Origin of the sequence: Streptomyces sp. NPDC091289 (assembly GCF_044757365.1) — a bacterium.
Classification (GTDB): domain Bacteria; phylum Actinomycetota; class Actinomycetes; order Streptomycetales; family Streptomycetaceae; genus Streptomyces.
The window spans coordinates 30,264-55,418 of the sequence record NZ_JBIVUT010000001.1; the positions used below are offsets into that span (position 1 = coordinate 30,264).

Sequence of the window (25,155 nt, forward strand, 5' to 3'; positions counted from 1 at the left end):
ATCAAGGCCGGAACGAGAGAAGGAGTGACGCATGCCACACAGATGTACGGCCTGTCGTCGCACGGAGTGGAGTACCCTCGGCGACTCCGCCCACTAGTCAAATTTGAGGAATCTGACATCGCTGTGCACAGGCACCCCGCGGCAACGCCCTCCGAGATCGCCGAACTGTCCCGCTGCTCCGCGGTCTTCATGCCCGCGGATCCGGCCCGTACCGGCAGGATCGCGTTCTGGAATCCGGACGGTAGCACCCCTTCCGACACTCCCGGGACTTCGTCGGAACTGACCGTGGTCGGAGCCGACCTCCGACCCCGTACGGTTTCGGCGCTGTGCCTGCCCGTGCGGGACGCCCTTCCGGTGCTGACCCGGGCGCGCGCTGTCGCGCAGGCCTCCCCGGCCACCGCCTTCTGGGGCGCCGCCGCGCTGCTGGCCCTCCAGTTCGTCGCCCGTGGCCTGCTGCTGCCGGGGCTGAGTTCCACCGACCACGACGCCTGGCGGATCGGGCCGTTGGGCGCCGAGGATCTCGAACGGATCCGGGAACTGGCGGCGTCGATGCCGCCGACCGCCCACGCGACTCCCGTTCCCGTTCCTGAGGGGGCCGACGGCGAACCGCTGCTGCCCGAACCGGAGCGCCTGCTCCGTGCGTTCCTCGATGCCGTGGCCGACGCGATGCCCCGTACACCGGCTGCCGGTTTCGCCGCCGCCGGGCCCGCGTTCACCGCCCAGCAGCCGCAGCGTCTGCCCCAGGGGCGGGCCTGGGCGGCCGATGTGGCGGCCGGTCACGACGCGGGCGTACGACTCTCGTTGCGTATCGAGGTCGTGGGCGTGACCTCGGGCAGGAGCGGCACGGAGGCGGCCCCCGAGGCCGCGCCGGGAGCGGTGGGGCCGGGGGGCGGTCCGGACGTGATGGCTCCGTCGTTCCGGGCCGTGCTGCAGATCCACAGTGTCAGTGATCCCTCCCTGGTCGCCGATGCGGCCGAGGTGTGGGCGGGCGGCTCGCGGACCGCCGCCGCGTTCGGGCCGCGGGCCCGGATGGACGCCCTGCTCACCCTGCGGCGGGCCGCCCGCGCCTGGCCCCCGCTGGCTCCGTTGCTCTCCGCCGCGGTGCCGGACTCGGTCGAACCGGCCGACGAGGAGATCGCCGAGCTGCTCGGGTCCGCCTCGCGCGCCTTGGCCGCCGCCGGTGTTCAGGTGCACTGGCCCAGGGATTTGAGCAGGAAGCTCACCGCGCGCGCGGTGATCGGGCCGGACGACACGGCCTCCCCGGACCGGGAGGCCGACGGGTCGGAGGCCGGACGGCAGGGGCGTACCACGGCGGACACGCCCTCGTTCCTCTCCGCCGACGCCCTGCTGTCGTTCGACTGGCGGTTCGCCCTGGGCGACCGGAAGCTGACCCGCGAGGAGCTGGACCGGCTCGCCGAGTCCACCAGGCCCATCGTGCGGCTGCGCGACCAATGGGTGCTCATCGACCCCGAGGAGGCGCGCCGGGCCCGGGAGACCCAGGACCGCAAGGTCACCCCGATCGACGCGCTCGGCGCGGTGCTGACCGGTTCGACGGAGGTGAACGGCCGGCGCGTCGAGGTGGCGGCGACCGGCTGGCTCCAGCGGCTGCGGGACCGGCTGGCCGATCCTGAGTCCGCCGCCCACCAGACGATCGGGCAGCCCGAGGCGCTCACCGCGACCCTGCGCGACTACCAGGTGCGCGGTCTGAACTGGCTGAACACGATGACCTCGCTCGGCCTCGGCGCCTGCCTCGCGGACGATATGGGCCTCGGCAAGACGATCACACTCATCGCCCTGCATCTGCACCGGCAGGGCGACCCCGACGCGGCAGGCCCGACGCTGGTGGTGTGTCCGACGTCGTTGATGGGCAACTGGCAGCGGGAGATCGAGCGGTTCGCACCGGGCACCCCCGTCCGCCGCTTCCACGGCGCGTCGCGCTCCCTGGAAGGCCTGGTGGACGGCGAGTTCGTCCTGACGACGTACGGCACGATGCGTCTCGACGCGCCCCGGCTCGCCGCCGTGTCCTGGGGCATGGTCGTCATCGATGAGGCGCAGCACGTCAAGAACCCGCACTCGGCGACGGCCAAGCAGTTGCGCACCCTCGGGGCCCGTGCCCGTGTCGCGCTCACCGGCACCCCCGTCGAGAACAACCTCTCCGAGCTGTGGGCGATCCTGGACTGGACGACACCCGGTCTGCTCGGCCGGCTCGGCGCCTTCCGCACGCGGTACGCCGCAGCGGTCGAGGGCGGCAACGACCCGGGTGCCGCCGAGCGGCTCGCGGCGCTGGTGCGGCCGTTCCTGCTGCGCCGCAGGAAGTCCGACCCGGGGATCGCGCCCGAACTGCCGCCGAAGACCGAGACCGACCGGGCCGTGTCCCTGACACCGGAGCAGACCGGCCTGTACGAGGCGGTGGTCCGCGAGACCCTGGCGGAGATCTCCGCCGCCGACGGCTTCGAGCGGCGGGGGCTCGTGATGAAGCTGCTGACGGCGCTCAAGCAGATCTGCAACCACCCGGCGCAGTACCTCAAGGAGGAGCAGCCGCGGATCGCGGACCGGTCGGGGAAGGTCGAACTGCTGGACGAACTCCTGGACACGATCCTGGCCGAGCGGGGTTCGGTGCTGGTCTTCACGCAGTACGTGCAGATGGCCCGGCTGCTGGAGGAACATCTGGCCGCGCGCGGGGTGGGCACGCAGTTCCTGCACGGCGGTACGCCGGTGGCCCGGCGCGAGGAGATGGTGGCCCGCTTCCAGGCGGGCGAGGCGCCGGTGTTCCTGCTGTCCCTCAAGGCGGCGGGCACCGGACTCAATCTCACCCGGGCCGGTCATGTCGTGCACTTCGACCGCTGGTGGAATCCGGCGGTCGAGGCGCAGGCGACGGACCGGGCGTACCGGATCGGCCAGACGCAGCCGGTGCAGGTGCACCGGCTGATCGCCGAGGGCACGATCGAGGACCGGATCGCCGAGATGCTCGCCCGTAAGCAGGGCCTCGCGGACGCGGTGCTCGGCTCCGGCGAGGCGGCGCTGACCGAACTGACCGATGCGGAACTGGCCGACCTGGTCGAGCTGCGAGGGGGCGCACGATGAGCGACGCATACGAGGACGACCACGAGTACGAGTACGACGACGCGTACGGGGCGGAGTCCGGGGCGGGCGACGCGGACGCGTCCAGCTCCTCGGACGGGGGCGACGACGGGGACGACGACGGGCCTTCGCGGGACGGCCAGAGCGGACCGGAGCGTACGTTCGCGGCGCTTCCCCCGGCGCACGGCCGGGGTTTCGCCACCTCCTGGTGGGGCCGGGCGTGGCTCAAGGCTCTGGAGGACACGGCTCTTGACGGTCAACAGCTCAAGCAGGGAAGGCGGCTGGCCCGGGAGGGCAGGGTCGGGGCGGTCTCCGTACGGCCGGGGCGGATCACTGCGGTGGTGCGGGACCCCGACGGCACGGCCTACCGCAGCGACGTCCTGCTCCAGCAGCTCGGCTCGGGCGCCTGGGACCGGTTCCTGGACATGGCGGTGGACCGGGCCGGGCACATCGCGGCGCTGCTGGACCGGGAGATGCCGCCGCACCTGGTCGAGGACGCGGCAAGCGCCGGGGTCGATCTGCTGCCCGGCATCGGGGATCTGGAGCCGGAGTGCACCTGCGGGGCCTGGGACCACTGCCCGCACTCGGGCGCTCTCTGCTACCAGGTGGCGCGCCTGCTGGACGAGGATCCGTTCGTTCTGCTGCTGATGCGGGGGCGCGACGAGCGGCGGCTGCTGGACGAGCTCCAGGTACGCAGCACCGCCCGCGCGGTCCGGGCGGGGGACTGCGGGGCGCGGGAGGACGCCGGTGACGTGGAGCGGGAGGTTCGCGGGGTCCCTGCCGGGGAAGCGTTCGCGGCCGCCGGGATCCTGCCGCCGCTTCCCGCTCCCCCGCCCGCCCCCGACGAGCCGGGGACCGGGCCGTCGCTGGACACGGAGACCGGCCCCGTGCCCGGGATCGACCCGGCGGCCCTGGAGGTGCTGGCGGCCGACAGTGCGGTGCGGGCCCGCCGGATGCTGCTGGACGCCCTGGCCCCGGGGCACGGAGAGCAGCCGCTCCCGCTGGAGCTGACGCCGCAGCAGGACGCGGTGCGGCTGGCCGCTGACGCCCGGCCGGAGCCGCGGATCGGGGCCCGCCTGGCCACGGGGTCCGGCCGTCCGCCCGCGGACCTGGACGCGGCGGTCCGCGCCTGGCGGTACGGCGGGGTCGCGGCGCTCGCCGTGCTGGACAAGGAGTGGACGCCGGATCCGGAGCACCTGGAGCGGGCCCGCGCCCGGCTCGGCGAGGCGTGGGAGACGGGCGAGCGGCCGACGCTGCGGGCGAGCGGCCGGGCCCGCTGGACGGTGGTGGGCGCCGACGTCCAGCTCCGGTTCGACCGGGACGGACGCTGGTGGCCCTACCGCAAGGAGCGCGGTCGTTGGGTGCCTGCCGGGCCGGCGGACGACGACCCGGCAGGAGCGCTGGCGGGATCCGCCGGCGGGGCGGCGGCGTCGGACGGAGTGGACGTGGCGGCCTCGGCGGTCTGAATTCCCCCGGGCCGGGCTGCTGGGCTGCTGGGCTGCTGGGCCGGGCTGCGGGGCTGCGGAGCTGCGGGGCTGCCGGACCGGGGCTCATGGTGGAATCCGGTGTGCCCGGCGAGCACAACGCCCCGCCGGGAAGGGACACTTCCGGGCGCGTGGGAGGCGGACGCGCGTCCGGAAAGGCGGATGTGGGGAACCGGATGTCCGGCAGGATCGTCATCCGCATCGACGGAGGAGGTGACCCACGGCCGGGGAACCTCAACGCCTCAGCTCGGCACCTCCGTCAGCTCCGTACACCCCCGTCAGCTCCGTACACCCCCGGTCCCGTCCCGGCCCCTCCCCAGGCCCCGCCTCAGGAGTGCTGTTGCACCGCAGAAGGATCATCCAGGGCGCCGCCGCAACGCTGGCGGCCGCTGTCCTGCCGGCCTCCGCCCGGGCGATGGCGGCGCCGCGGGGTTCCACCGACTACGCGACGGCCCTCTGGGCCCCGGCCGCCCCCGCCAACTACACCGTTCCCGCCCGCCCTTCGGACCGCCGGATCGACCGCGTCGTCATCCATGTCGCCCAGCAACTGTTCACACCGACCACGGGCATCTTCCGGAACCCCGCCAAGCAGGTGTCCGCCCACTACGTGGTGCGCTCGGGCGACGGCCATGTCGCCCAGTGCGTACGCGAGAAGGACATCGCCTGGCACGCGGGCAACTGGAGCTGGAACACCCGGAGCATCGGCATCGAACACGAAGGATGGGTGGACCGCCCGGAGTTCTTCACCGACGTCATGTACCTGCGGTCCGCCAGGCTCACCGCGGACATCTGCGAGCGCCACGGCATCCCCAAGGACCGGGAGCACATCGTCGGCCATCACGAGGTGCCGGGCAGCGACCACACCGATCCGGGCGTCCACTGGGACTGGGAGCGCTACCTCCGGCTCATCGGCGACGTCACCTGAGGCCACTCCCCCGCCGTCCGTCCTGATGACTCTCCGCACCGAGGTTGTCGCGGAGACCGACGGCGACGACGATGGGAGGGCACGACGGCCCTTGGACGGGAGGGTTTGAGTTGACGGATCCTTGGGTGGCCCTGGCGACGGACACCGATCCCGGCGAACGGAGCGGCGCGCTGCGCCGCGCCCACGACGCGTTCACCTCGGCGGGACGGCTGGAGCGGCCGGTCCGTGCGGTGGTCGGCGCCTCCTGGCGCCGCTCGGCACGGGCGCGGGTCAGTCCGGACGACGCCCCGGCGGTGGAGCTCGGCCCGGACGAGCTGGGCCCCTACCGGGCGGCGCATCCCCTGGCGCGTGCGATGCCCGTGATCCGCGAGCTGATGGGCGCGTACGCGACGGACGGGGAACATCTGCTGGCCGTCTGCGACGCCCACGGCCGCCTCCTGTGGGTGGAGGGCCACAAGACGGCGCGGCGGCGGGCCGGGCTGATGAACTTCGTGGAGGGCGCCCGCTGGGCCGAGTCCGTGGCGGGGACGAACGCTCCGGGAACGGCGATCGCGGTGGACCGCCCGGTGCAGGTCTTCGCGGCCGAGCACTTCCTGCGGCCGGTCCAGCAGTGGACGTGTGCGGCGGCGCCGTTGCACGACCCGCACACCGGCCGGGTGCTGGGGGCCGTGGACATCACGGGCGGCGACCGTCTCGCCCATCCGCACAGTCTGGCGTTCGTCCAGGCGGTGGCCCGGGCCGCCGAGTCACAGCTCGCGCTGCTGGCCCCGCCGCCGGACGTCGAGGCGGTGCGGCTGGGCGCGCTGGGCAGGGACGAGGCACTGCTGGTGGCGCGGGGACGGCGACTGCGGCTGAGCCGGCGGCACAGCGAGATCCTGGTCGCCCTGGCCCGTCGGCCGGAGGGTCTGAGCGGCGACGAGCTGTTGATCGAGCTGTACGAGGACGAGTCGGTGACCCCGGTGACGCTGCGGGCCGAACTCTCCCGGCTCCGGCGGCTGCTGGGACCCGATCTGCTGGGCTCGCGCCCGTACCGGCTGGCCGTCCCGGTGGACGCCGACTTCGACACGGTGACGCGCCGACTGGCCTCGGGCGCGGTGGCGGCGGCGCTGGACGCGTACACCGGCCCGCTGCTGCCGGGCTCCCGGGCCCCGGCCGTCGTACGGCTGCGGCGGCGGATCACGGAGCAGCTGCGGGCCGCGCTGATCGCCCGGGGTGATCCGGGGCTGCTCGCCGACTGGGCGTACAGCCCGTGGGGCGAGGAGGACCTCCCGGTGTGGAGCGCGCTGGCCGGGGCGGTTCCGGCGGAGCAGCGGGCGGCGTTGCTGGCCCGGGTCCGGGGGCTGGACGCCGAGCAGCGCGGCTAGGGGGTGTCCGACCATTCCCCTCTCCCGCGCGACGGGACCGGTCGGACAGACGGGTCGGGAACGTGGGAACGGAAGGCCTGCTCGCTCGGGTAGGACACGAACTGCTGTGGTGGTGGACCGAGGAGGCCCGCGGCCTGTTCAGCGACGGCGCGCCGGACCCGGCCGCACTTCAGCATCGCCCCACCCCGGCGTGACGGGATGCGCCCTATTCAGCTCGGCTGCCGCGCAAGGCTGTGAGCACGTGATCCAACTCATTCGGCATCACAGCGACAAGGACGGTCCCCTCGGCAGACGTGCACTCAACGATGGTGGACCTACCGTTGATCTTCATCGACTCACGCCAGGACGGTGACCGCATGCCGACCTGCCGCACATCGTCCGGGAGGGACACTGCCGCACCGGCCTTGGTCCGCGGCTCCCAGCCCATTCCGGCGGGGCCAGTCACCAGCCGCCCCCGCAGCCATCGCCCTGCGAGCGAAGGATGTCGGAGCAGGCAGGGAACCTTGATCTCATGCCCCTGAGCGGCACTGTCCGCTCGCTGCTTCACTCTGCGGCGGAACAACCACGCCGTCAGCCCTGCCGCCGCCAGGGCAACCACCAGTTCGATCACTGGAGCAGTCAAGCAGCGCCGAACCTGCGTGCCCAGCCCGCGCCGGTGCAACGCCCCTGCAACGTCCCCGTCCCTAGCCTCGCGCCGAGGGCCGTCCAACGGCGGGCGGCACCGGATCCGGGAGGCCACAGAGATGACCCGTTACGCTGCGCCGGGCACCGAGGGCGCGATCGTCACGTACGCGTCCCGCTACGACCACTGGATCGGCGGGGAGTACGTCCCGCCGGCCCGGGGGCAGTACTTCGAGAATCCGAGCCCCGTCAACGGCCGCCCGTTCACGGAGATCGCGCGCGGCACGTCCGAGGACGTCGAACTGGCGCTGGACGCCGCCCATGCGGCGGCGCCGGGCTGGGGCGCCACGTCCGCCGGGGACCGGGCGTCGGTGCTGAACAGGATCGCCGACCGGATGGAAGCCCATCTGGAGGAGCTGGCGGTCGCCGAGAGCTGGGAGAACGGCAAGCCGGTGCGGGAGACGCTGGCGGCGGACATCCCGCTGGCCATCGACCACTTCCGGTATTTCGCGGGGGCTCTGCGCGCGCAGGAGGGTTCGCTCAGCGAGATCGACGACGACACCGTGGCGTACCACTTCCACGAGCCGCTGGGCGTGGTCGGCCAGATCATCCCGTGGAACTTCCCCATCCTGATGGCCACATGGAAGCTCGCCCCGGCGCTCGCGGCGGGCAACGCGGTGGTCCTCAAGCCGGCCGAGCAGACGCCCGCCTCGATCCACTACTGGCTGAGCCTGGTGGCGGATCTGCTTCCGCCGGGCGTCGTCAACATCGTCAACGGCTTCGGAGCGGAGGCCGGCAAGCCGCTCGCCTCCAGCCCGCGCGTCGCGAAGATCGCCTTCACGGGCGAGACCACGACGGGGCGGCTGATCATGCAGTACGCCTCCGAGAACATCAAGCCGGTGACGTTGGAGCTGGGCGGCAAGTCGCCGAACATCTTCTTCGACGACGTCTCGCGCGCCGACGACGACTTCCTCGACAAGGCCCTCGAAGGGTTCACCATGTTCGCCCTCAACCAGGGCGAGGTGTGTACGTGCCCGTCGCGTGCCCTCATCCAGCGCGGCCACTACGGCGCGTTCCTGGAGGCGGGCATCGCCCGGACGGAACAGATCGTGCCGGGTCACCCGCTGGACACCGACACGATGATCGGCGCCCAGGCCTCCAACGACCAGCTGCAGAAGATCCTTTCGTACTTGGACATCGGGCAGCAGGAGGGCGCGAAGATCCTGACGGGAGGTCAGCGCATCGAGCACGGCGGTGAGCTGGAGGGCGGCTATTACGTCCAGCCGACGGTCTTCGAGGGCGACAACCGGATGCGGGTCTTCCAGGAGGAGATCTTCGGCCCGGTCGTGGCCGTGACGTCCTTCACGGACTTCGACGACGCCATCAGCACGGCGAACGACACGCTGTACGGGCTGGGGGCCGGAGTCTGGACCCGCGACGTCAACACGGCGTACCGGGCGGGTCGCGCGATCAAGGCGGGCCGGGTCTGGACGAACTGCTACCACGCCTACCCGGCCCACGCCGCGTTCGGCGGCTACAAGCAGTCGGGCATCGGCAGGGAGAACCACAAGATGATGCTGGAGCACTACCAGCAGACGAAGAATCTCCTGGTGTCGTACGCGCCGAAGAAGCTGGGCTTCTTCTAGACGCAAGCGGAAAAGACGCCCGCCGCAGGGCCGCGACCGGGACGGGGTCGGTCGCGGCTTCGCGTCGACCAGTTCTTCCTGTTGTTTCCGGACGAGCCGACCACCGGGCTCGCCCCCGAAGCCGGGGATGGCGGCAGAGCGATCGCCGACGTATTCCCAGAACTCCGCGGTGGCGGTACGAGGACCGGTCGAGAGCCACTTCTGCTCGGCTCCCTTGTCGTCGGTGAACGACAGAGCCGTCTTCCTCGCACTACCGCCGGCGTCGGCACGGTCTCCGGCAGCCTCCTCGTCATCCTCGATGGGCGTGCTCCTGGAGCGGTCCGCGGCCTCCGAGCACATCAGGAAGCTCACAGAACGCACCGCGTCGTCGACGAGCTCCGGGTGTGCCCGGCGCACGGCCGCGTCGACCGTCGTCGCCGTCCGGTCCCGGTCGCGCTGGTCCGTGGCGCGCCTTCCCCGTCGTGGATCGCGGCCGATCCGCGTCCCGGCGCACGCCTGCTCCGCGGTGGCGATCACACGCATGACCTCCGGCAGCAGCGCGGGGTCGACGGCGTCGGGCGACCGTCCCGGAACCGTCGCACGGTGCGGGTACTGGCCCGTGTACCTCAGAATCGCGACGTCGAGCGGACCGAGCACTGTTCCGCGGTCGGCGCGGCGCCGGTTCGCGTGGTACTCCTGAGCTCGGTTCTCGTCGGACGTTCCCGTCGCCACGCGCAGGGCCGCGCAGACCGGACGAGGCGTGCAGGATCGTCCGATCGAGTCGGACACGGAGGGGGCCGGGCCCCCGGGACACGGCATGGATCCTGGCATCCTCGACTTCACAGGAGGCCGGGGATGCGCAGATGCAGATCGCTGACCGGTGCGACGCGCAGGTGCCAGAGCAGCATGAAGACGTTGACGGAGAAAGCAACCGTCAGCGCCGAGGCGAGGTACGGTCCCGGGCGGCCGTGTGCACGGTGGGCAACCGGCAGGGCCAGAGCTGCTCCCAAGGCGGCCATGATGACTCCGTGGGGCCGAATGCTGTCGGTCCACGCGATACCGAGCGACTCCTCCACCGCTGGATCGCTGATGGCCAGGGCCATGACAGCAAGCAGGATCGACAGGATGAGCCGCAGGACACGCCACGGAGGGACGCCCGGCCTGCGCTGCGGGCTGTACGACACCGGGGCGTACGCCGGCACAGGGGGCTGCGCCGGGTGAGTCGGGGCGGCGTGGGGCGGGGCGGCGTGGGGCGGGGCGGCGTGGGGCGGGGCGGAATCCAGGGCGGTCGGCGTCCGGACTGCGATCTGTGAGGGGCCGAAGTCCAGCAACTGCGCGGCATGACGGCCCAGTTGCGCCAAGACTTTCCCCGGCAGCCAGGTCGTCGGCTCGGCGGTCGCCGTGCGCTCGGCGATCTGCTGGGGTGTGGGCCGCTTGGCCGGGTCCTTGTCGAGGCATTCCCGGATGAGCAGGAGCAGCCCTTCGGGGACGCCTTCCAGGTCGGGGTCTTCCTGGACGACCCGGAAGATCTGGGCATGCGGCCCGGAGTCCGTCGAGCCGAAGGGCAGGCGCCCGGTGGCCGCGTGGGCGAGCACCGCGCCCAGGCAGAACACATCGGACGCCGGGCCGAGTTCGAGGCCGCGCACCTGCTCCGGCGACATGAAGCCGGGTGAGCCGATCAGCATCCCGGTGCGCGTCCGCAGGCTGTCCCCGGCGATGCCGCCCAGTGCCCGCGCGATGCCGAAGTCGATGACTCGTGGCCCGTCCACGGTGACGAGGACGTTCGACGGTTTGAGATCGCGGTGGATCAGCCCGGCCGCGTGAATGTCGCCGAGCGCTTGTGCCAGGCCGTGCGCGAGGACGCGTACAGAAGGCTCGGGCAACGGCCCGAAGTCCTCGGTCACCAAGGTGTGCAGGTCGAGGCCGGGCACGTACTGCGTGGCGACCCAAGGAACCCGGGCGTCGGTGTCGGCGCCGAGCACGGCCGCCGTCCATGTCCCGCCCACTCGGCGGGCCGCGACCACTTCGCGGGCGAAGCGCTTGCGGAACTCCGGGTGCCCGGCGTACTCGGGCTGCACCACCTTCACCGCGACCGTCCGCCCGGCCTCGGACCTGGCCAGGTACACGCGCCCCATCCCGCCCGCGCCGAGTCGGGCGATGAGGCGGTAGGGGCCTATGTGCGTCGGGTCTTCCGGGCTCAACTGATCCACAGGAAGAAGGTAGCCGAACCGGCACCGCTCTCCGATGGGCGTCAGCGCGGAGGCGGTCGGACGGCCGGCGGTTCCCTCGACGGGGACGATGGTGACGTCGTCCCGGAACGAGCACTGTCCCCGCCCGGTTCACCGGGCGGGGACAGTGTTCAGGGCCGATGGCCGAAGACCCTGGTCGGCGCGTGAATCAGATGATGCTCACGCCGTAGGCGCTGAGCGCCTCGGTGACGGGCTGGAAGAACGTGGTGCCACCGGAGGAGCAGTTGCCGCTGCCGCCGGAGGTGAGGCCGAGCGCGGTGGTCCCGGAGAAGAGCGCGCCGCCGCTGTCGCCCGGCTCGGCGCAGACGTTGGTCTGGATCAGACCGGAGACGATGCCGTCGGCACCGTAGTTGACAGTGGCGTTGAGACCGGTGACCGAGCCGCCGTGCAGGCCGGTGGTGCTGCCGCTGCGCTGGACGGACTGGCCGACCGAGGGGTCCGCGGCGCCGGTGATCTCCTGGTAGCTGCCGTTGTAGAGGGAGACACGACCGTCGGCCGCGCCGGGGTCGGAGTGCCGGATGATGCCGTAGTCGTTGCCGGGGAAGCTGGATCCGGTGGTGGTGCCGATGGACCACGAGCTGCCGATGTTGGTGCAGTGACCGGCGGTCAGGGCGAACTTGGTGCCCGCGCTGTCCTGCACGTTGAAGCCCAGGGAGCACCGGGCTCCGCCGGTGGTGATGGCCTCGCCACCCGCGATGAGCTTCGAGAACGTACCGGGAGTGTGCTTGACCACGAGAGCGTCGGCGTTCGCGCCGGCCTGGTTCTCGATCTTGGCGATCTCGGCCTGGCTGACCGTGCTGTCGACGGTGACGACGACCTTGCCCGACTCGGCATCGACATACCAAGCGGTGCCGCCTACGTCGGCGGTGCGCACGGAGTCGGCCGTCCGGTTGAGCTCGGCGGCGCTGAACGTCTTCGGGACCGGCTGGGCGGACGCGGTGGCGGCGGGGACGGCAAGTGCCGCGGCGGCGGCGAGGCCGGTTGCCCCGGCGATGAGTCGTGCTCGTCTCGAAAGGCCGTGGGGGTGAGAGAGTCGCACTGTAGTCCTCCAGATCGTGGGGGGGGAACGCGGGGCGTTGGGTGGACGCCCATGACACGTCACCAGGAACATGGCTTGACTTCGACGTGTCCCTGACAACGTTGTTCAATGCTGGACAGGCCGGCGCATCCGCACAAGACCCCCCGGGGCGCGACTGGCCGACAAGTAGCCATTCGGCGAGATCCAGACACCACCAAACCGGCGGATTGGCGACTGCCAGAAGAAGGGGGATGACGGAAAACGAGCGAAGCGGGCGCGGCCGAGCCAGGCGACACCGCAGCGCATCACCTCGCGGACGTCGACCCGAGGTCCAGCGGCATGCGGGCTCAAGGTGTCGCGCCGGTGGTGACGAAAATGAGAGCGCTTCCCACAGACGCCCCCCTTGATGCGCGCCCGGCCCCTCGACCTCGGCGAAGCCGTCGCGTCCGACACGAAAGGGCAGCGCACAGCGCGGAACAGCAGGGCACGGCGACACCCATCCCCCGCGCGGCGGAACCGAGGCGCGACCCCGGTGGCCGCCCGCACATCACCCCAGCTTTGCAACGATAAAATAGAAAGCGCTTACCGACCTGTTGCCTTTCCTGCGAGGGCTGCCCTTCACTGTGAACGGCAGCCCGTCAGCCATCGGACCGCCGGCTGCCTCGGCCCTCAAGGAGGAAGGCCCATGCGGCGTTTGGCCGTACTCGTCTCAGCCCTGTTCCTCGTGTCCCTCACCCAGGGACAGGCCGCCGCCCAGCCCCCCGACATACCGCCCCAGGAACCGGGCGTGACCATGCGGGTGTTCGACGTACAGGTGCCTCTGGACGACTTCTGCGAGCTCAAGCCCGGGCAGACGCCCAACATCGACGAGTTGAAGCCGACGATCGACTGGACCACCCCCGAGGACTTCGGGCTGAGTGGAAAGTTCGTCACCGAGGTCACGGCGTACCTGAACGTCGAGTCGGCCGGGACGTACGACTTCCGCATCACCAGCGACGACGGATCCCGGCTGATCATCGACGGCACGGAGGTCATCGACAACGGCGGCAAGCACGGCGCCCAGCCCAAGGAAGGCTCGGCCGAGCTGACCGACGGCCACCACGCACTGCGCATCGACCACTGGGACGGCGAGTACGACCAGCGCCTCCTGCTGGAGTGGCGGCCGCCCGGGTCGGACGCGTACGCCGTCGTCCCCACCTCGGTGCTGAGCACCGACGCCGACGTCACCCGGGTCACCTCTCCGGGCCGCAAGCTGTGCGAGGGCGTCGACGAGTCACCGGGCGACGGACTTCCGCTGGCCGGGGTCCACCCCGACTACACGCTGACCGATCTGCGCCCCGAGGGATTCGAACCGCAGGTCACCGGCATGGACTGGCTGCCGGACGGGCGGTTGGCCGTCAGCACGTGGGGCGGCAGCAGGGAGAGCGAGCTCGGGCAGGTGTATCTGCTCGACAACGTCACCGGCGCCACCGACCCGTCAAAGGTGACCAAGAAGCTGGTCGCCGAGAACCTGCTGGAGCCGATGGGTCTCACCTACGTCGACGGCACCCTCTACGTGTCGGAGAAGGACGGTCTGACCGCGCTGGTCGACAAGGACGGTGACGAGGTCACCGACGAGTACCGGCAGATCGCGACCTGGCCGTTCGGCGGGAACTACCACGAGTTCGCGTTCGGGCTGCTGTACGAGAAGGGGCACTTCTACGTCAGCACGGGCATCGCCATGGTTCCCGGGGGTACGACGCAGGACCCGCAGAACGTGCCCAACCGGGGGTCCACCCTCAAGATCAACAAGAAGACCGGCAAGGTGTCCTACGTGGCCGGGGGGCTGCGCACGCCGAACGGCCTCGGCCGGGGCCCGGGGGGCGACCTCTTCGCCACCGACAACCAGGGCTCGTACGTGCCGACGTCGAAGCTGGTGCGGATCAAGCAGGGCGCCTTCTACAACCACCACACCAACCCGGACGGCGTCTACGACGACCAGCCGGTGACCGAGCCCGTCCTCTGGCTGCCGCACGGTGAGATCTCCAACTCGCCGAGCAACCCCCTCCTCCTGCCCGAAGGGCCCTTCGCCGGGCAGATGGTGTTCGGCGACGTGACCTACGGCGGCCTTCAGCGGGCGTTCCTGGAGAAGGTCGGCGGCGAGTACCAGGGCGCGGTGTTCCGGATGACGCAGGGCCTGGAGGCCGGGGTCAACCGGATCAGCCTCGGCCCGGACGGGGCGATCTACGCCGGCGGCATCGGCGACTCGGGGAACTGGGGCCAGGAGGGCAAGCTCAAGTTCGGCCTGCAGAAGCTCTCGCTCAGCGGTGACGACGCCTTCGACATGCGCGCCATGCGGGCGATCGACGGCGGCTTCGAGATCGAGTACACGCAGCCGTTGTCCGAGGAGACCGCCGAGGACCTGGCTTCCAAGTACACCGCCCAGCAGTGGCGTTACGTGGCGACCCCGAGGTACGGCGGCCCGAAGGTCGACGAGGAGACCCTCGACGTCACCTCGGCGACGCTGTCCGATGACCGCACGACCGTGACGCTGAAGGTGGACGACCTGCGCCCCGGCAGGGTGGTGCACGTGCAGTCCCCCCGCCCGTTCGCGGCGGAGTCCGGAGCGGAACTGTGGAGCACCGAGGCGTGGTACAGCCTGAACACGCTGCCGGACGGGTCGAAGCCGCCGCCCGTGTACGAGGCGGAGTCCGCATCGCTGGACGGCGGCACCAAGTTCAACGACAACCACTCCGGCTTCTCCGGAGCGGGCTTCATCGACAACAACTGGGAGCCGGGCTCCCGCACCACCTTCGCCGTACGCGCCGACAAGAAGGGGAAACACGACCTCGCCCTGCGGTACGCGAACGGGCAGAACTCCGACCCGGAACCCACCCCCAGGTCGATGACCCTGTACGTCAACGGCGAGCGCCACAAGCAGATCTGGCTGGACTCCACCGTCGCCTGGGACAAGTGGGCGACCCACGTCGAGTCGGTGCCCCTGCGGAAGGGCGCGAACACGATCGCCTACGCCTACGAGCCCGAGGACGACGGCCATGTGAACCTCGACAACCTCACCGTCACCCCGACGCAGCGCACCACCCTCTTCGACGGCACGAGCCTCGACGCCTGGGAGTCGAACGACGGCAGTCCGGCGAAGTGGCCGGTGGCGGACGGCTCCATGGAATCCCTCGGCGGAGACATCCGTACGAAGGAGAAGTTCGGAGACTTCCGGATGCACGCCGAGTGGTACCAGCCCGACTACCCGCCGGACGTCACCGGGCAGGCGCGGGGCAACAGCGGGGTCTACATCCAGGAGCGCTACGAACTGCAGGTGCTGGAGTCCTTCGGGGTCGACGTACCCGCCAAGGACGACGCCGGTGCGATCTACCTGCGCAAGGCCCCCGACGTCAACGCGGCTACCCCGCCCGGCACGTGGCAGAGCTATGACATCGAGTTCCGGGCGGCTCGCTTCGACAGCGACGGCAAGAAGGTGGAGGACGCGCGGGTGAGCCTTCGATGGAACGGCAAGCTGGTGCACGACGACGTGGCCATCGCCGGCCCTACCGGGGCGGGCCGGCCGGAGGGCCCCGCCCCGGGCCATATCAAGCTGCAGGACCACGGGGACCCCGGTGAGAACCCGAGGTTCCGCAACATCTGGATCGAACGGCTCTGACATCCGCGTCATCGACGCGTTCGGTGCGAAGACTTCGCTGATCGCGTCGGTGAGGACGTTCGTCAGGGCACGGTCCGCGAGCTCACCTACGCTGGTGTGGCGCGCGCCGGGCACACCGGCGCGCGCCACATCGCGTAGGGGGAGCCGTGCAGCAGAGGGAACCCGGGGCAGGCATCCCGGGGAGTATCGGCGTCTATACCGTGGAGCGTGAGCTGGGCGCCGGCGGCATGGGAACGGTGTATCTGGCACGGTCGCGTGGCGGCCGGCCCGTCGCCGTCAAGGTGGCACGTCCCGAACTGGCGGCCGATCCTCAGTTCCGCGAGCGTTTCCGCGCCGAGATCGATGCCGCGCGCAGGGTCGGCGGCTTCCACACAGCCTCGGTGGTGGATGCCGACCCGGACGCGTCGGCCCCGTGGCTGGCGACGGCGTACATCTCCGGCCCCACGCTCGCCGAACTCCTCGCGGCACACGGGCCGATGGACGAAAGTCGCCTGCGGCTGCTGGGCGCCGCCCTGGCCGAGGCGCTCCAGGCCATTCACGCGTGCGGCCTCGTGCACCGCGATCTCAAGCCCGGCAACATCATCATGGCCTCGGACGGCCCCCGGGTCCTCGACTTCGGTATCGCGCGGGCTGTGGAATCGACTCGGCTGACATCCACCGGAGCGGCCTTCGGCACACCGGGATTCCTCGCACCCGAGCAAGCGGAGGGTCTTGAAGTCGACGGCAGCGCCGACGTGTTCGCGCTCGGCGCGGTGCTGATCGCGGCGGCGGGCGGCAGCGCGTTCGGCGTCGGCACGCCGATGGGGATGATGTACCGCTCGGTGCACAAACCGGCGGACCTGTCCGCGGTGCCACCGGGCCTGCACGCCGTGATCGCGGCCTGCCTGTCGAAGGAGCCCGCCCGGCGGCCCACGCCCGCAGCGCTCACCGAGCTGTTCGTGCCCGGTCCGGCGCCGCACACACCCACGGTGATCTCCACGGCGCAGCAGGCCCCGGCCGGACCCGGGAGCGACCGGACGATGCCCGATGGGAGCGACGGGAGTGACGGCGGAGGAACGGTCGAGCCCGCTCCTGGCCTCGCGGGCGGGGGCGTGCCGCACCACGAGGCCGTGACGATCGATGCCGCCGGCCGTGGCACTCCGGCCGCCCACGCGGAAAGCGGTACCGGCCGCCCCGCGCCGGCCGGGCGCTCACGCGGTCGCGTCCTCGCGGCTGTCCTCGTGGCCACAGTCGCGATCGCGGCACTCGCCGGGGGCGCGCTTCTGCTCCTGCCGGACGATGACCGCGACGACGACCCCTCCACGGCCGCACCCGGACCCAGCTACGCGTCCTCGGCCGCTGTCCCCTCCTCCGCGTCGCCTCCCCCGATGCCCACCACGCCGGACGCCGCTGTGTCTCGGCCCGCCGGGAAGGTCACGGTGATGGTCGGCGTCGAGGGCCAGACGTCCTGGGTCGACGCCAAGGGCTCCGACGGACGCCGCATCTTCGACGGGAGCGTCCCGGCGGGGACGACCAAGACCTTCACGGACGAGGAGAGGATCGACCTCGTCCTGAGCAACGGAAGCGCCATCCGGCTCGTCGTCAACGGCCGGCGCATCGAGGATTCGTTCCAGCCCGGCGAGGTGGTGCGTCTGACCTACACGAAGGACGACTGAGCTCTCCAGCCGGCCCACCCTGCACTGCGGCAGCCCTCTCGCCGTCATGCCGTCACCCCGCGCGACGGCATCCGGCGAGGAGGGTTGCGACCATGTGCTGGGCGTCGGCCCGGTCGTAGTCGGGGCCGGTGATGCAGAGGTTGCCGATGGCGCGCATCAGTGTGTAGGCGGTGATGCCGGGGCGGAGTTCGTCGGCGGCGGCGCAGGCGTCGAGCAGCGTTGCGCAGGCCGGGACCAGGGTGTCGAGCATGAGGGCGTGGAGGTTCTCCAGGCCCGGGTCGCCGGACCCCAGGGCGGCGCCGAGGCCGTGCTTGGTCACCAGGAACTCCACGAACGCGTCCGCCCAGCGGGTCAGGGCGGTGAACGGGGAGCCTGATTCCGCCAGGAGCCGGGGCGCGAGTGCGGTGCAGGTGTCGATCTGGTGCCGGTAGACGGCGGTGACGAGGTCCGCCCGGGTCGGGAAGTTCCGGTAGATCGTGCCGACGCCGACACCGGCGCGCTCGGCGATGTCGCGGATGGGGGCCTGGACGCCCTGGTCCACAAAAACCGCCGCCGCGGCCGCCAGCACGCCGCTGCGGGTGCGCTGCGCCTGTGCTTGACGTACTCCGACCGACTCCGGCACGGGACCCTCCCTTTACTCGCGGAACAATGTTCCGCTAATTTGGCGGAACGACGCTCCGCCAAATTATGGCAGAGCGGTCCCCTGGAGAAAGCGCAGGTTCCCCATGTCTTCCAGCCGTCTCGACCAGCGGATCGTCGCGGTCAAGCCCATCACCGTTCCCGCGCCCGGCCGCGGCGTCGACCTCCAGGTGAAGGTCACCGCCCCGCTCTCGGGCCGGAACCTTCCCGTCATCGTGTTCTCCCACGGCAACGGATGGTCCCTGGACGGATACGAACCCCTCGTCGACCGGTGGGCAGCCGCCGGATTCATCGTCGTGCAGCCCACCCACCTGGACTCCCGGCGCAACGGCATCGGGTGGGACGACCCGCGCTTCGCCACCATCTGGCGGGTCCGGATCGCCGACCTCCACGCGATCCTCGACAGCCTCGGCGACATCCTTCTCCGGGCCGGCGGCCCGGACGCCCGCGTCGACCACGAGCGCGTCGCGGTCGTCGGCCACTCCTGGGGCGCCCAGACCGCAGGCGTGATCCTCGGTGCGCGGGTGTTCGGCGCCGACGGGGTCCCCGGAGAGGACTTCTCCCACTCCGCCGTCTCGGCCGGCGCGCTGATCGCCGCGACCGGAACCGGCGACACCCTCACTCCGTTCGCCGCCGAACACCTTCCGTTCATGAGGCCGGACTACTCCACGATGACCACCCCGGCCCTGGTCGTCGCGGGCGGCAAGGATCGGTCCCAGCTCTCCACCCGGGGACCGGAGTGGTTCACCGACGCCTACCACCTCAGCCCGTCCCCGAAGAGCCTGCTCACCATCGCCGAGGGCGAGCACACCCTGGGCGGCCTCGCCGGTGAAATGGCAGCCGAGACCACCGACGAGGAGCCCGCCCGCGTCGCCCTCGTCGCCGACGCGATCTCCGCCTACCTCCTCGACGCCTTCAAGCTCGGCGACGCGGCCTGGAACGAACTCGGCGACGCCGCTGCGGCCGGCGACGGCACGTGGAGCATCGCCGGCAAGTGAACCCGGCGGGCACAGCTCACCGGTTGCGGCGGAAGCGGTCGCGGAGCTCGTCGCGGCAGTCCTCGTCGGTGCCGCCCCGGACTCGTGAGAAGGCGAGCAGTACGTCGCCCTCGCCCTTCTGCTCGGCCTCGGCCTCGGCCTCGGCCTCGGCCAGCTGCGTCTCGATGTACGCGATGTACGCGCGGCACTCGGCGCTGACCGGCTTCGCGGGCCGCGGACCCGGTGTCGAGGAGGCCTTCAGTCCGGCGGTGCCGGCGAGACCTGCCGCGCACAGCACGGCCCACGCGGCCATCCATCTGCGGCGACTCATCCGTATCGGCCTGGGCATCCGGTCATCCTACGAGCGCCGCCGCGGGCTGTCGCCGAATCAACGCTTCTTCGTCGACGCGTGCGACGCCGACGTCGGCCGGCATCGTGCCCTGGTGCACGGGGTGGCTGCCGAAGGGACTAGTTTGCTCGGATGAGCCTTCTCGATGATGTGGCCGAGCGCGATGGCCGGCGATGCTGGGTATGTGACGAACCTGTCGACCTCGACAAGTCGGTGAACGATCCGCAGGGGCCAAGTGTCGACAGCCGGACCGCCGACCGGAAGGCCAAGGTCGCCGAGCGGCTCGCGCACCGCGGGTGCAACTCCCGCAAGGGCGCGGTCCAGGTGGTCATCGCCTGGCCGGACCGCCTGTACGTGGTCGAACCCGCGCCGCTGATCGCTGTCGCCGCCCGGCTGGAGCGCAAGGGGGGCCGTGAGATGGTGGGCCGTTGTCCGACCAGGCAGGACGCGCAGGAGGCGGCGGACTGGCTGGTGGACCGGTTCTCCCGGCTCGTACCGGGGCTGCCGGTGACCGCCGCCGTCGAGCCGGGCGGCGGCCAGTTCCTCGTCATCCTTGCCGCCGGCCGCCGCTGAGCGGAGCGGTGAGCGGCTCCCGTGCCGGTGTCTCCTCGACGAGGGCGCCAGCCTCCAGCACGGCGGTACGGGTGGCCAGTGCGGCCGTGGTGAGGTCGTGGGTGATCAGCACCAGGGACAGGTCGCCCCGCTCGCGTACCAGCCCGGCGAGCGTGTCGAGGATGGACCGGCGGGTGACCGTGTCGAGGCCGGAGGTGATCTCGTCGCAGATCAGCACGCGCGGGTGGGCCAGCAGGGCGCGGGCCAGTGCGGCGCGTTGGAGTTCGCCGCCGGACAGACGGTCCGGGCGGCGGTGTACGAGGGCGTCGGCGACGCCGAGGCCGACGAGCGTGGCACGGGCTTCGGCCAGGGCGTCGGCCTCGGTCGTCCCGCGTAGCCGTACCGCCGTCCGGGCCACCTGATGCAGCACCGGCCGGTGTTCGTCGAAGGACGCCCGGGCGTCCTGGAAGACGTACTGGACTGCCGCGAGTTGTCGACGCGTACGGTCTCTCAGGCTGCGCGGCAGCGGGGCGCCGTCGAGGTGGATCGCGCCGTCGTGATTCCGGTGCAGGCCGGCCAGGCAGCGGGCCAGGGTGGTCTTTCCGCTGCCCGAGCGGCCGAGGACGGCGAGACATTGGCCCGCGTGGAGGGTGAGTTCGGGTATGCGGAGCACCGCGGTCCGGCCGTGGTGGGCCGTCAGCGGGCCGACGCGGAGGACCTCGGCGCCCTCGGAGGCCGGCTCGATACGGGCGGGCGGGGCCTCGGACGCCAGGAGTTCGGTGGTCCAGGGGTGCCGTGGTGCGCGCCCCAGGCGTTCGGCCGGTCCGGACTCCACCACCTGCCCGTCGCGCATGACCAGGACCTCGTCGGCGAGTGCGCGCACGACGTCCAGGTCATGGCTGAGCAGGACGACGCCGATGCCCGCCCGGGAGACGGCGGCGAGCTGCTCGACGATGCCCCGCTTGGTCAGCTCGTCCTGACCGGTGGTCGGCTCGTCGGCCACCACCACCTCGGCGCCGAGCAGCAACGCCTGCGCGAGGACGACGCGTTGCTGCTGACCGCCCGACAGCTGGTGGGGAAAGCGGCGCAGCATCGCCGTCGCGTCGGGGAGCTGGGCCAGCGCCAGGGCCCGCAGGACCCGCACACGGACGGCGGCCCGGCGGTCCCGCCGCGGCAGGTGGCGTACCTGTGTGCGGGCGATGTCCCGCAGCAGGGCGCCGATGCGGCGTGCGGGGTTGAGTACGGCGCCCGGGTGCTGCGGTACGTAGCCGACCGGGCCGTCCGATACGCGTACGGCACCGCTCACGCGTGCGCCGGCCGGATACTCCCCGAGCAGCGCGAGACCGGTGGTCGTCTTGCCGCTGCCGGACGCGCCCACGAGGGCGGTGATCCGGCCGGGGAGCACCCGGAGGTGCACTCCGTCGACGATCGCCCGGTCGCCGACGACCACCCGCAGGTTCTCGATCTCGGCGACCGCCTTCACGGGGTTCACATCCGCTTCCTCTTCTTCAGTCCGGCATCGACGAGCAGGTTGGTCCCCATGGTGAGGGCGATGATGAGCAGGGCGGGCACGACCACGGCCCAGGGCTGGACGTACAGTCCGGTGCGGTTGCGGTCCACCATCACCGCCCAGTCGGCCGCGTCCGGCTCGACGCCGACGCCGAGGAACGCCGCGGTGGCGACGAGGTAGAGCACTCCGGTCAGCCGTACGCCCGCGTCGGCGGCGAGCGTACGGGTGAGGGATCTGCCGACGTAGCCGACAGCCGTGCGCCACCAGGTCTCCCCCTGCATGCGCAGTGCTTCGACCGCCGGGCGCGACGCGGCATCCGCCGCCGCGGCCCGGACGATCCGGGCGGCGTCGGGGATGTTGACGAGGGCCACCAGCAGGGTGAGCCCGACGGCCCCCGGGGCGAGGACGGCGGCGGCGAGCAGGATCATCAGCAGCGACGGCACGGCGAGGAGGACGTCGAGGGGCCGCATCAGCAGTTCTTCGAGCCAGGTGCGGTGGGTGAGGGCGCTGAGGAGCCCGACGGGGAACGCCATGAGGTAGGCGAGGGCGGTCGCGGCCAGCGCCACGAGTACCACCGAGCGCCCTCCGAGCAGAACCTGGCGCCAGACGTCCCGGCCGACGAAGTCGGTGCCGAGCCAGTGCCCGTCGCCGAGGGTGAACGAGGCGGCGCGAGGTCCGGGCCCCCCGGCGAACACCGGTCCCAGGAGGGCCAGGGCGAGGGGAATCCCGACGACGACGGCGCCGAGTGCGTAACGGGACTTCACGCGGCCACCTCCGATCGGGGGGCGAGGCGGCGCGCGACCAGGTCGGCGCCGAGGTTGAGCACGACCGTGGCGACGCCGAAGACGACGGCGAGTCCCTGGACCACGGGCACGTCGCGTTCGGCGACGGCGTTCATGAGGACGGTGCCGAGCCCGGGGATCACGTACAGCGCCTCCACGACGATGACTCCGCACAGCAGCCAGTCGATGGTCCGCGCCAGTTGCTGGGTGGCGGGCGCCATGGCGTTGGGCAGGGCGTGCCCGTACCGGACGCGGAAGCCGGGGATGCCGTAGCGGCGGGCGTGTGCGGCGTACGGCGAGTCCAGCGCGTCGATCATGCCGGCCCGTACGAGGCGGGCGAGCGAACACACCGGGCGGGAGAGCAGCACGAGGACGGGCAGCACGAGAGCGGTCGGATGGGCGAGGAGGTCGGTGCCGTATCCGACGGCGGTCGGCGGGAGCCAGCCCAGGCGCAGCGCGAGGACGGTCACCAGCAGCACGCCGAGGGCGAACTCGGGCACGGCGTACACGCCGAGCGTCACCGAGCTGACCAGCCGGTCCACGGGTCCGCCCTCGTGGCGGGCGGCGAGGACCCCGAGGCCGACGCCGATCGGGACCAGGAGCACGACCGTCAGGGCGGCGAGCAGCAGGGTCGGCCCGAAGCCGTCCGCCAGATACGTGCTGACGGGCCGCCCGGAGGCCAGGGAGGTGCCGAAGTCCCCGTGCAGCAGCCCGGCGGCCCAGGCGGCCAGGCGTTCGTGGGCGGGCCGGTCGAGGTCCATCGCCTCGCGGATGGCGGCGATGCGCTCCGGGTCCGGCTGGTCGCCGGCGAGGGCGACGGCCGCGTCGCCCGGCAGCGCCTCGGTGAGGGCGAAGACGAGCAGCACGACGGCCGCCGTCTGCGCCACGCCGAGAAGCAGCCGCCCGGCGATCCAGGTACGGGGTCCGCTCACGCGAGCCAGACCTTGTCGAAGCGCGCCCAGTCGAGGGAGTTGGCCGGCGCCTTGGTCTCGACGCCCCGGACGTTACGGGCGGTGCCGAGGATCCAGTCGGCGAAGCCCCAGATCAGGAAGCCGCCCTCGGAGTGCAGGCGGCGCTGCATGCGCTCGTACACGGCGGCGCGGGCTGTCTTGTCCCTGGTGGACTGCGCCTGCTGATAGAGGGCGTCGAAGTCCTTGTGGTGCCACGCGGTGGCGTTGGTGGTGGAGCCGGTGAGCAGGCGCTGGGAGAGGTGGGCCTCGATGGGCATGGCGCCCGAGCGGTAGGAGCAGAGGGTGCCGGAGTCGAGGATGTCCTTCCAGTAGCTGTCCTTGCTGCCGGTTTTGACGTTGATGGTGACGCCCGCCTTTGCGGCCTGGTCGCGGAAGATGGTGGCGGCCTCGGTGAATCCGGCCGCGACGGGCGAGGTGTCGAGGGTGACTTCGAGGCCCTCGGCCCCGGCCTCCTTGAGCAGTGCCCTGGCCCGGTCGAGGTCCTGTTCGCGCTGGGGCAGGCTCGCGGCGTAGTACTCGTAGCCCTTGCCGAACAGGTCGTTGCCGACCTCTCCGGCACCGGACAGGGCGCCGTCCACCAGCTCCTTGCGGTCGGCGATCAGGAAGAACGCCTCCCGTACCCGCTTGTCGTCGAAGGGCGGACGGTCGGTCTTCATCGCGAACGACTGCATGGCGCTGTTGCGGAGCCGGACGATCTCGATCTGCCCCTTGTCCTCGTGGGCGCGGGCAGTGGCCGGGTTGAGTTCGTGCGCGTACTCGATCTGGCCGCCGAGGAGGGCGTTGACGCGGGCGGACTCCTCGTTGGCGACGACGAACTCCAGCTCGTCCAGGTGGGGGGCGCCGTCCCAGTGGTCCTCGTTGCGCTTGAATACGGCGGATTTCCCCGGGGCGAAGGAGACGAAGCGGAAGGGGCCGCTGCCGACGGGGCTCCGGTCGAAGTCCTGCTCGCCCTCCGGCACGATGTACGCGCCGAACGCGGCGAGCACATTGGGGAATTCGGCGGTCGGGCGCTTGAGGACGAACTCGACGGTCTGGTCGTCCGGTGCCCGGCTGGCTTCGAGGTCGATGGGTTCCAGGGAGGCCTTGGCGCGGAACGCCTTCTTCGGGTCGGTGATGCGCCGGTAGCTGTACAGGACGTCCTTCGCGGTGACCGGCCTGCCGTCGTGGAAGCGTGCTTCGCGCAGCGTGACCTTCCAGCGGTCCAGGCCGGCGTTGGGCTCCCACGCGGCGGCCAGGCGCGGCCGGGCGGACAGGTCGGGGCCGTAGTCGGCGAGCTTGTCGAAGAGGGCCTTGGCACGGGCCACGTCGGCGAAGAGGTTGGCGAGGTGCGGGTCGAGCGTCTCGCTCGCGCCGCCGCCGGCGAACGCGGCGCGCAGCCGTCCGCCGCGCCGGGGCTTGCCGTCTCCCCCGGCCTTGTCGGCGGCCGGACCGGTGCCCGCACAGCCTGCGAGGGTGAGGGCACCGAAGCCGACGGTACCGCCGGCGGCGGCGAGAAAGCCCCGGCGGCGCAGGCCGGGGAAGCCGGGGCCGCCGTTCGCGGATGCTGGGGGCATGGCGGCTGCGTTCGCTGCGGCTTCGTGCACGGGGACTTCGCCCGTGGCGGCTTCGTTCATGGCCGCTGCGTTCACGGGGACGTCGTTCCTGGCGGCTGCGTTCACTGGAGCTTCGTTCCTGGCGGCTTCGTTCATGGCGGTGTTC

At 71.8% G+C, this 25,155-nt stretch carries 17 protein-coding genes and 1 pseudogene; 9 read left to right on the top strand and 9 right to left on the bottom strand.

Going from position 1 to position 25,155, the window contains the following annotated elements; genetic code table 11:
- The first annotated feature begins 123 nt into the window (after nucleotides 1–123).
- From ACIQPT_RS00180 to ACIQPT_RS00200, 5 genes are all read left to right on the top strand, one after another.
- On the top strand, nucleotides 124–3,084 hold the full coding sequence (locus ACIQPT_RS00180) for a DEAD/DEAH box helicase (RefSeq protein WP_401150684.1): 2,961 nt from the start codon (nucleotides 124–126) through the stop codon (nucleotides 3,082–3,084).
- Nucleotides 3,081–4,547: an SWF or SNF family helicase gene (locus ACIQPT_RS00185; protein WP_401150687.1), complete on the top strand. Its 1,467-nt coding sequence runs from the start codon at nucleotides 3,081–3,083 to the stop codon at nucleotides 4,545–4,547. Before ACIQPT_RS00180 ends, ACIQPT_RS00185 begins: the two co-directional genes overlap by 4 nt.
- A 358-nt stretch (nucleotides 4,548–4,905) precedes the next feature.
- Entirely contained in the window at nucleotides 4,906–5,490 is a 585-nt protein-coding gene (locus ACIQPT_RS00190) for an N-acetylmuramoyl-L-alanine amidase (RefSeq protein ID WP_401150689.1), read from the top strand.
- 110 nt (nucleotides 5,491–5,600) lie between these two features.
- Nucleotides 5,601–6,854 (top strand): GAF domain-containing protein, encoded by a 1,254-nt coding sequence (locus ACIQPT_RS00195; RefSeq protein WP_401150692.1) that lies wholly within the window; start codon nucleotides 5,601–5,603, stop codon nucleotides 6,852–6,854.
- 743 nt (nucleotides 6,855–7,597) lie between these two features.
- Nucleotides 7,598–9,121 carry an aldehyde dehydrogenase family protein gene (locus ACIQPT_RS00200; RefSeq protein WP_401150695.1) on the top strand — a complete coding sequence of 508 codons (1,524 nt, stop codon included), beginning with the start codon at nucleotides 7,598–7,600 and terminating at the stop codon, nucleotides 9,119–9,121.
- A 132-nt stretch (nucleotides 9,122–9,253) separates the two neighbouring features.
- Here the strand turns inward: ACIQPT_RS00200 and ACIQPT_RS00205 are convergent.
- The 3 genes and pseudogenes from ACIQPT_RS00205 to ACIQPT_RS00215 form a co-directional block, all read right to left on the bottom strand.
- Nucleotides 9,254–9,850, bottom strand: a pseudogene (locus ACIQPT_RS00205) (DUF6357 family protein); the annotation flags it as partial.
- An 89-nt stretch (nucleotides 9,851–9,939) separates the two neighbouring features.
- Entirely contained in the window at nucleotides 9,940–11,310 is a 1,371-nt protein-coding gene (locus tag ACIQPT_RS00210; RefSeq protein ID WP_401150698.1) for a serine/threonine-protein kinase, read from the bottom strand.
- 187 nt (nucleotides 11,311–11,497) lie between these two features.
- Nucleotides 11,498–12,388, bottom strand: a complete 891-nt coding sequence (locus ACIQPT_RS00215) for a S1 family peptidase (RefSeq protein WP_401150700.1) — start codon at nucleotides 12,386–12,388, stop codon at nucleotides 11,498–11,500.
- Between the two features lie 664 nt (nucleotides 12,389–13,052).
- On the opposite strand from ACIQPT_RS00215, the gene ACIQPT_RS00220 reads away from it, so the two are divergent.
- Nucleotides 13,053–16,022, top strand: a complete 2,970-nt coding sequence (locus ACIQPT_RS00220) for a family 16 glycoside hydrolase (RefSeq protein WP_401150703.1) — start codon at nucleotides 13,053–13,055, stop codon at nucleotides 16,020–16,022.
- A 146-nt stretch (nucleotides 16,023–16,168) separates the two neighbouring features.
- Nucleotides 16,169–17,677, top strand: coding sequence for a RodZ domain-containing protein (locus tag ACIQPT_RS00225; RefSeq protein WP_401150706.1), 1,509 nt, complete (start codon nucleotides 16,169–16,171; stop codon nucleotides 17,675–17,677).
- A 52-nt stretch (nucleotides 17,678–17,729) separates the two neighbouring features.
- Here ACIQPT_RS00225 and ACIQPT_RS00230 read toward each other — a convergent pair whose 3' ends face one another.
- The gene (locus ACIQPT_RS00230) at nucleotides 17,730–18,299 is read right to left on the bottom strand and encodes a TetR/AcrR family transcriptional regulator (protein ID WP_401150709.1); all 570 of its coding nucleotides are present in this window, start codon (nucleotides 18,297–18,299) and stop codon (nucleotides 17,730–17,732) included.
- Between the two features lie 103 nt (nucleotides 18,300–18,402).
- Here ACIQPT_RS00230 and ACIQPT_RS00235 point away from each other — a divergent pair, with 103 nt between their 5' ends.
- Nucleotides 18,403–19,314, top strand: a complete 912-nt coding sequence (locus ACIQPT_RS00235; protein ID WP_401150712.1) for an alpha/beta hydrolase family protein — start codon at nucleotides 18,403–18,405, stop codon at nucleotides 19,312–19,314.
- 16 nt (nucleotides 19,315–19,330) lie between these two features.
- Here the strand turns inward: ACIQPT_RS00235 and ACIQPT_RS00240 are convergent, their stop codons facing one another.
- Entirely contained in the window at nucleotides 19,331–19,642 is a 312-nt protein-coding gene (locus tag ACIQPT_RS00240; RefSeq protein WP_401150715.1) for a hypothetical protein, read from the bottom strand.
- A gap of 132 nt (nucleotides 19,643–19,774) precedes the next feature.
- On the opposite strand from ACIQPT_RS00240, the gene ACIQPT_RS00245 reads away from it, so the two are divergent.
- Nucleotides 19,775–20,215, top strand: a complete 441-nt coding sequence (locus ACIQPT_RS00245) for a hypothetical protein (RefSeq protein ID WP_401150717.1) — start codon at nucleotides 19,775–19,777, stop codon at nucleotides 20,213–20,215.
- On the opposite strand, the gene ACIQPT_RS00250 is transcribed toward ACIQPT_RS00245, so the two are convergent.
- Genes ACIQPT_RS00250 through ACIQPT_RS00265 form a run of 4 tightly spaced genes read right to left on the bottom strand, consistent with a single transcriptional unit; the run spans nucleotide 20,190 to nucleotide 25,010 of the window.
- Complete coding sequence (locus ACIQPT_RS00250; protein ID WP_401150720.1) at nucleotides 20,190–21,686, bottom strand: ABC transporter ATP-binding protein; 1,497 nt, start codon at nucleotides 21,684–21,686, stop codon at nucleotides 20,190–20,192. The genes ACIQPT_RS00245 and ACIQPT_RS00250 overlap by 26 nt on opposite strands.
- Complete coding sequence (locus tag ACIQPT_RS00255; RefSeq protein ID WP_401150723.1) at nucleotides 21,683–22,468, bottom strand: ABC transporter permease; 786 nt, start codon at nucleotides 22,466–22,468, stop codon at nucleotides 21,683–21,685. The genes ACIQPT_RS00250 and ACIQPT_RS00255 overlap by 4 nt, the downstream gene beginning before the upstream one ends.
- The gene (locus ACIQPT_RS00260) at nucleotides 22,465–23,418 is read right to left on the bottom strand and encodes an ABC transporter permease (protein WP_401150726.1); all 954 of its coding nucleotides are present in this window, start codon (nucleotides 23,416–23,418) and stop codon (nucleotides 22,465–22,467) included. Before ACIQPT_RS00260 ends, ACIQPT_RS00255 begins: the two co-directional genes overlap by 4 nt.
- Nucleotides 23,415–25,010: an ABC transporter substrate-binding protein gene (locus tag ACIQPT_RS00265; protein ID WP_401150729.1), complete on the bottom strand. Its 1,596-nt coding sequence runs from the start codon at nucleotides 25,008–25,010 to the stop codon at nucleotides 23,415–23,417. The genes ACIQPT_RS00260 and ACIQPT_RS00265 overlap by 4 nt, the downstream gene beginning before the upstream one ends.
- Nucleotides 25,011–25,155 lie beyond the last annotated feature (145 nt).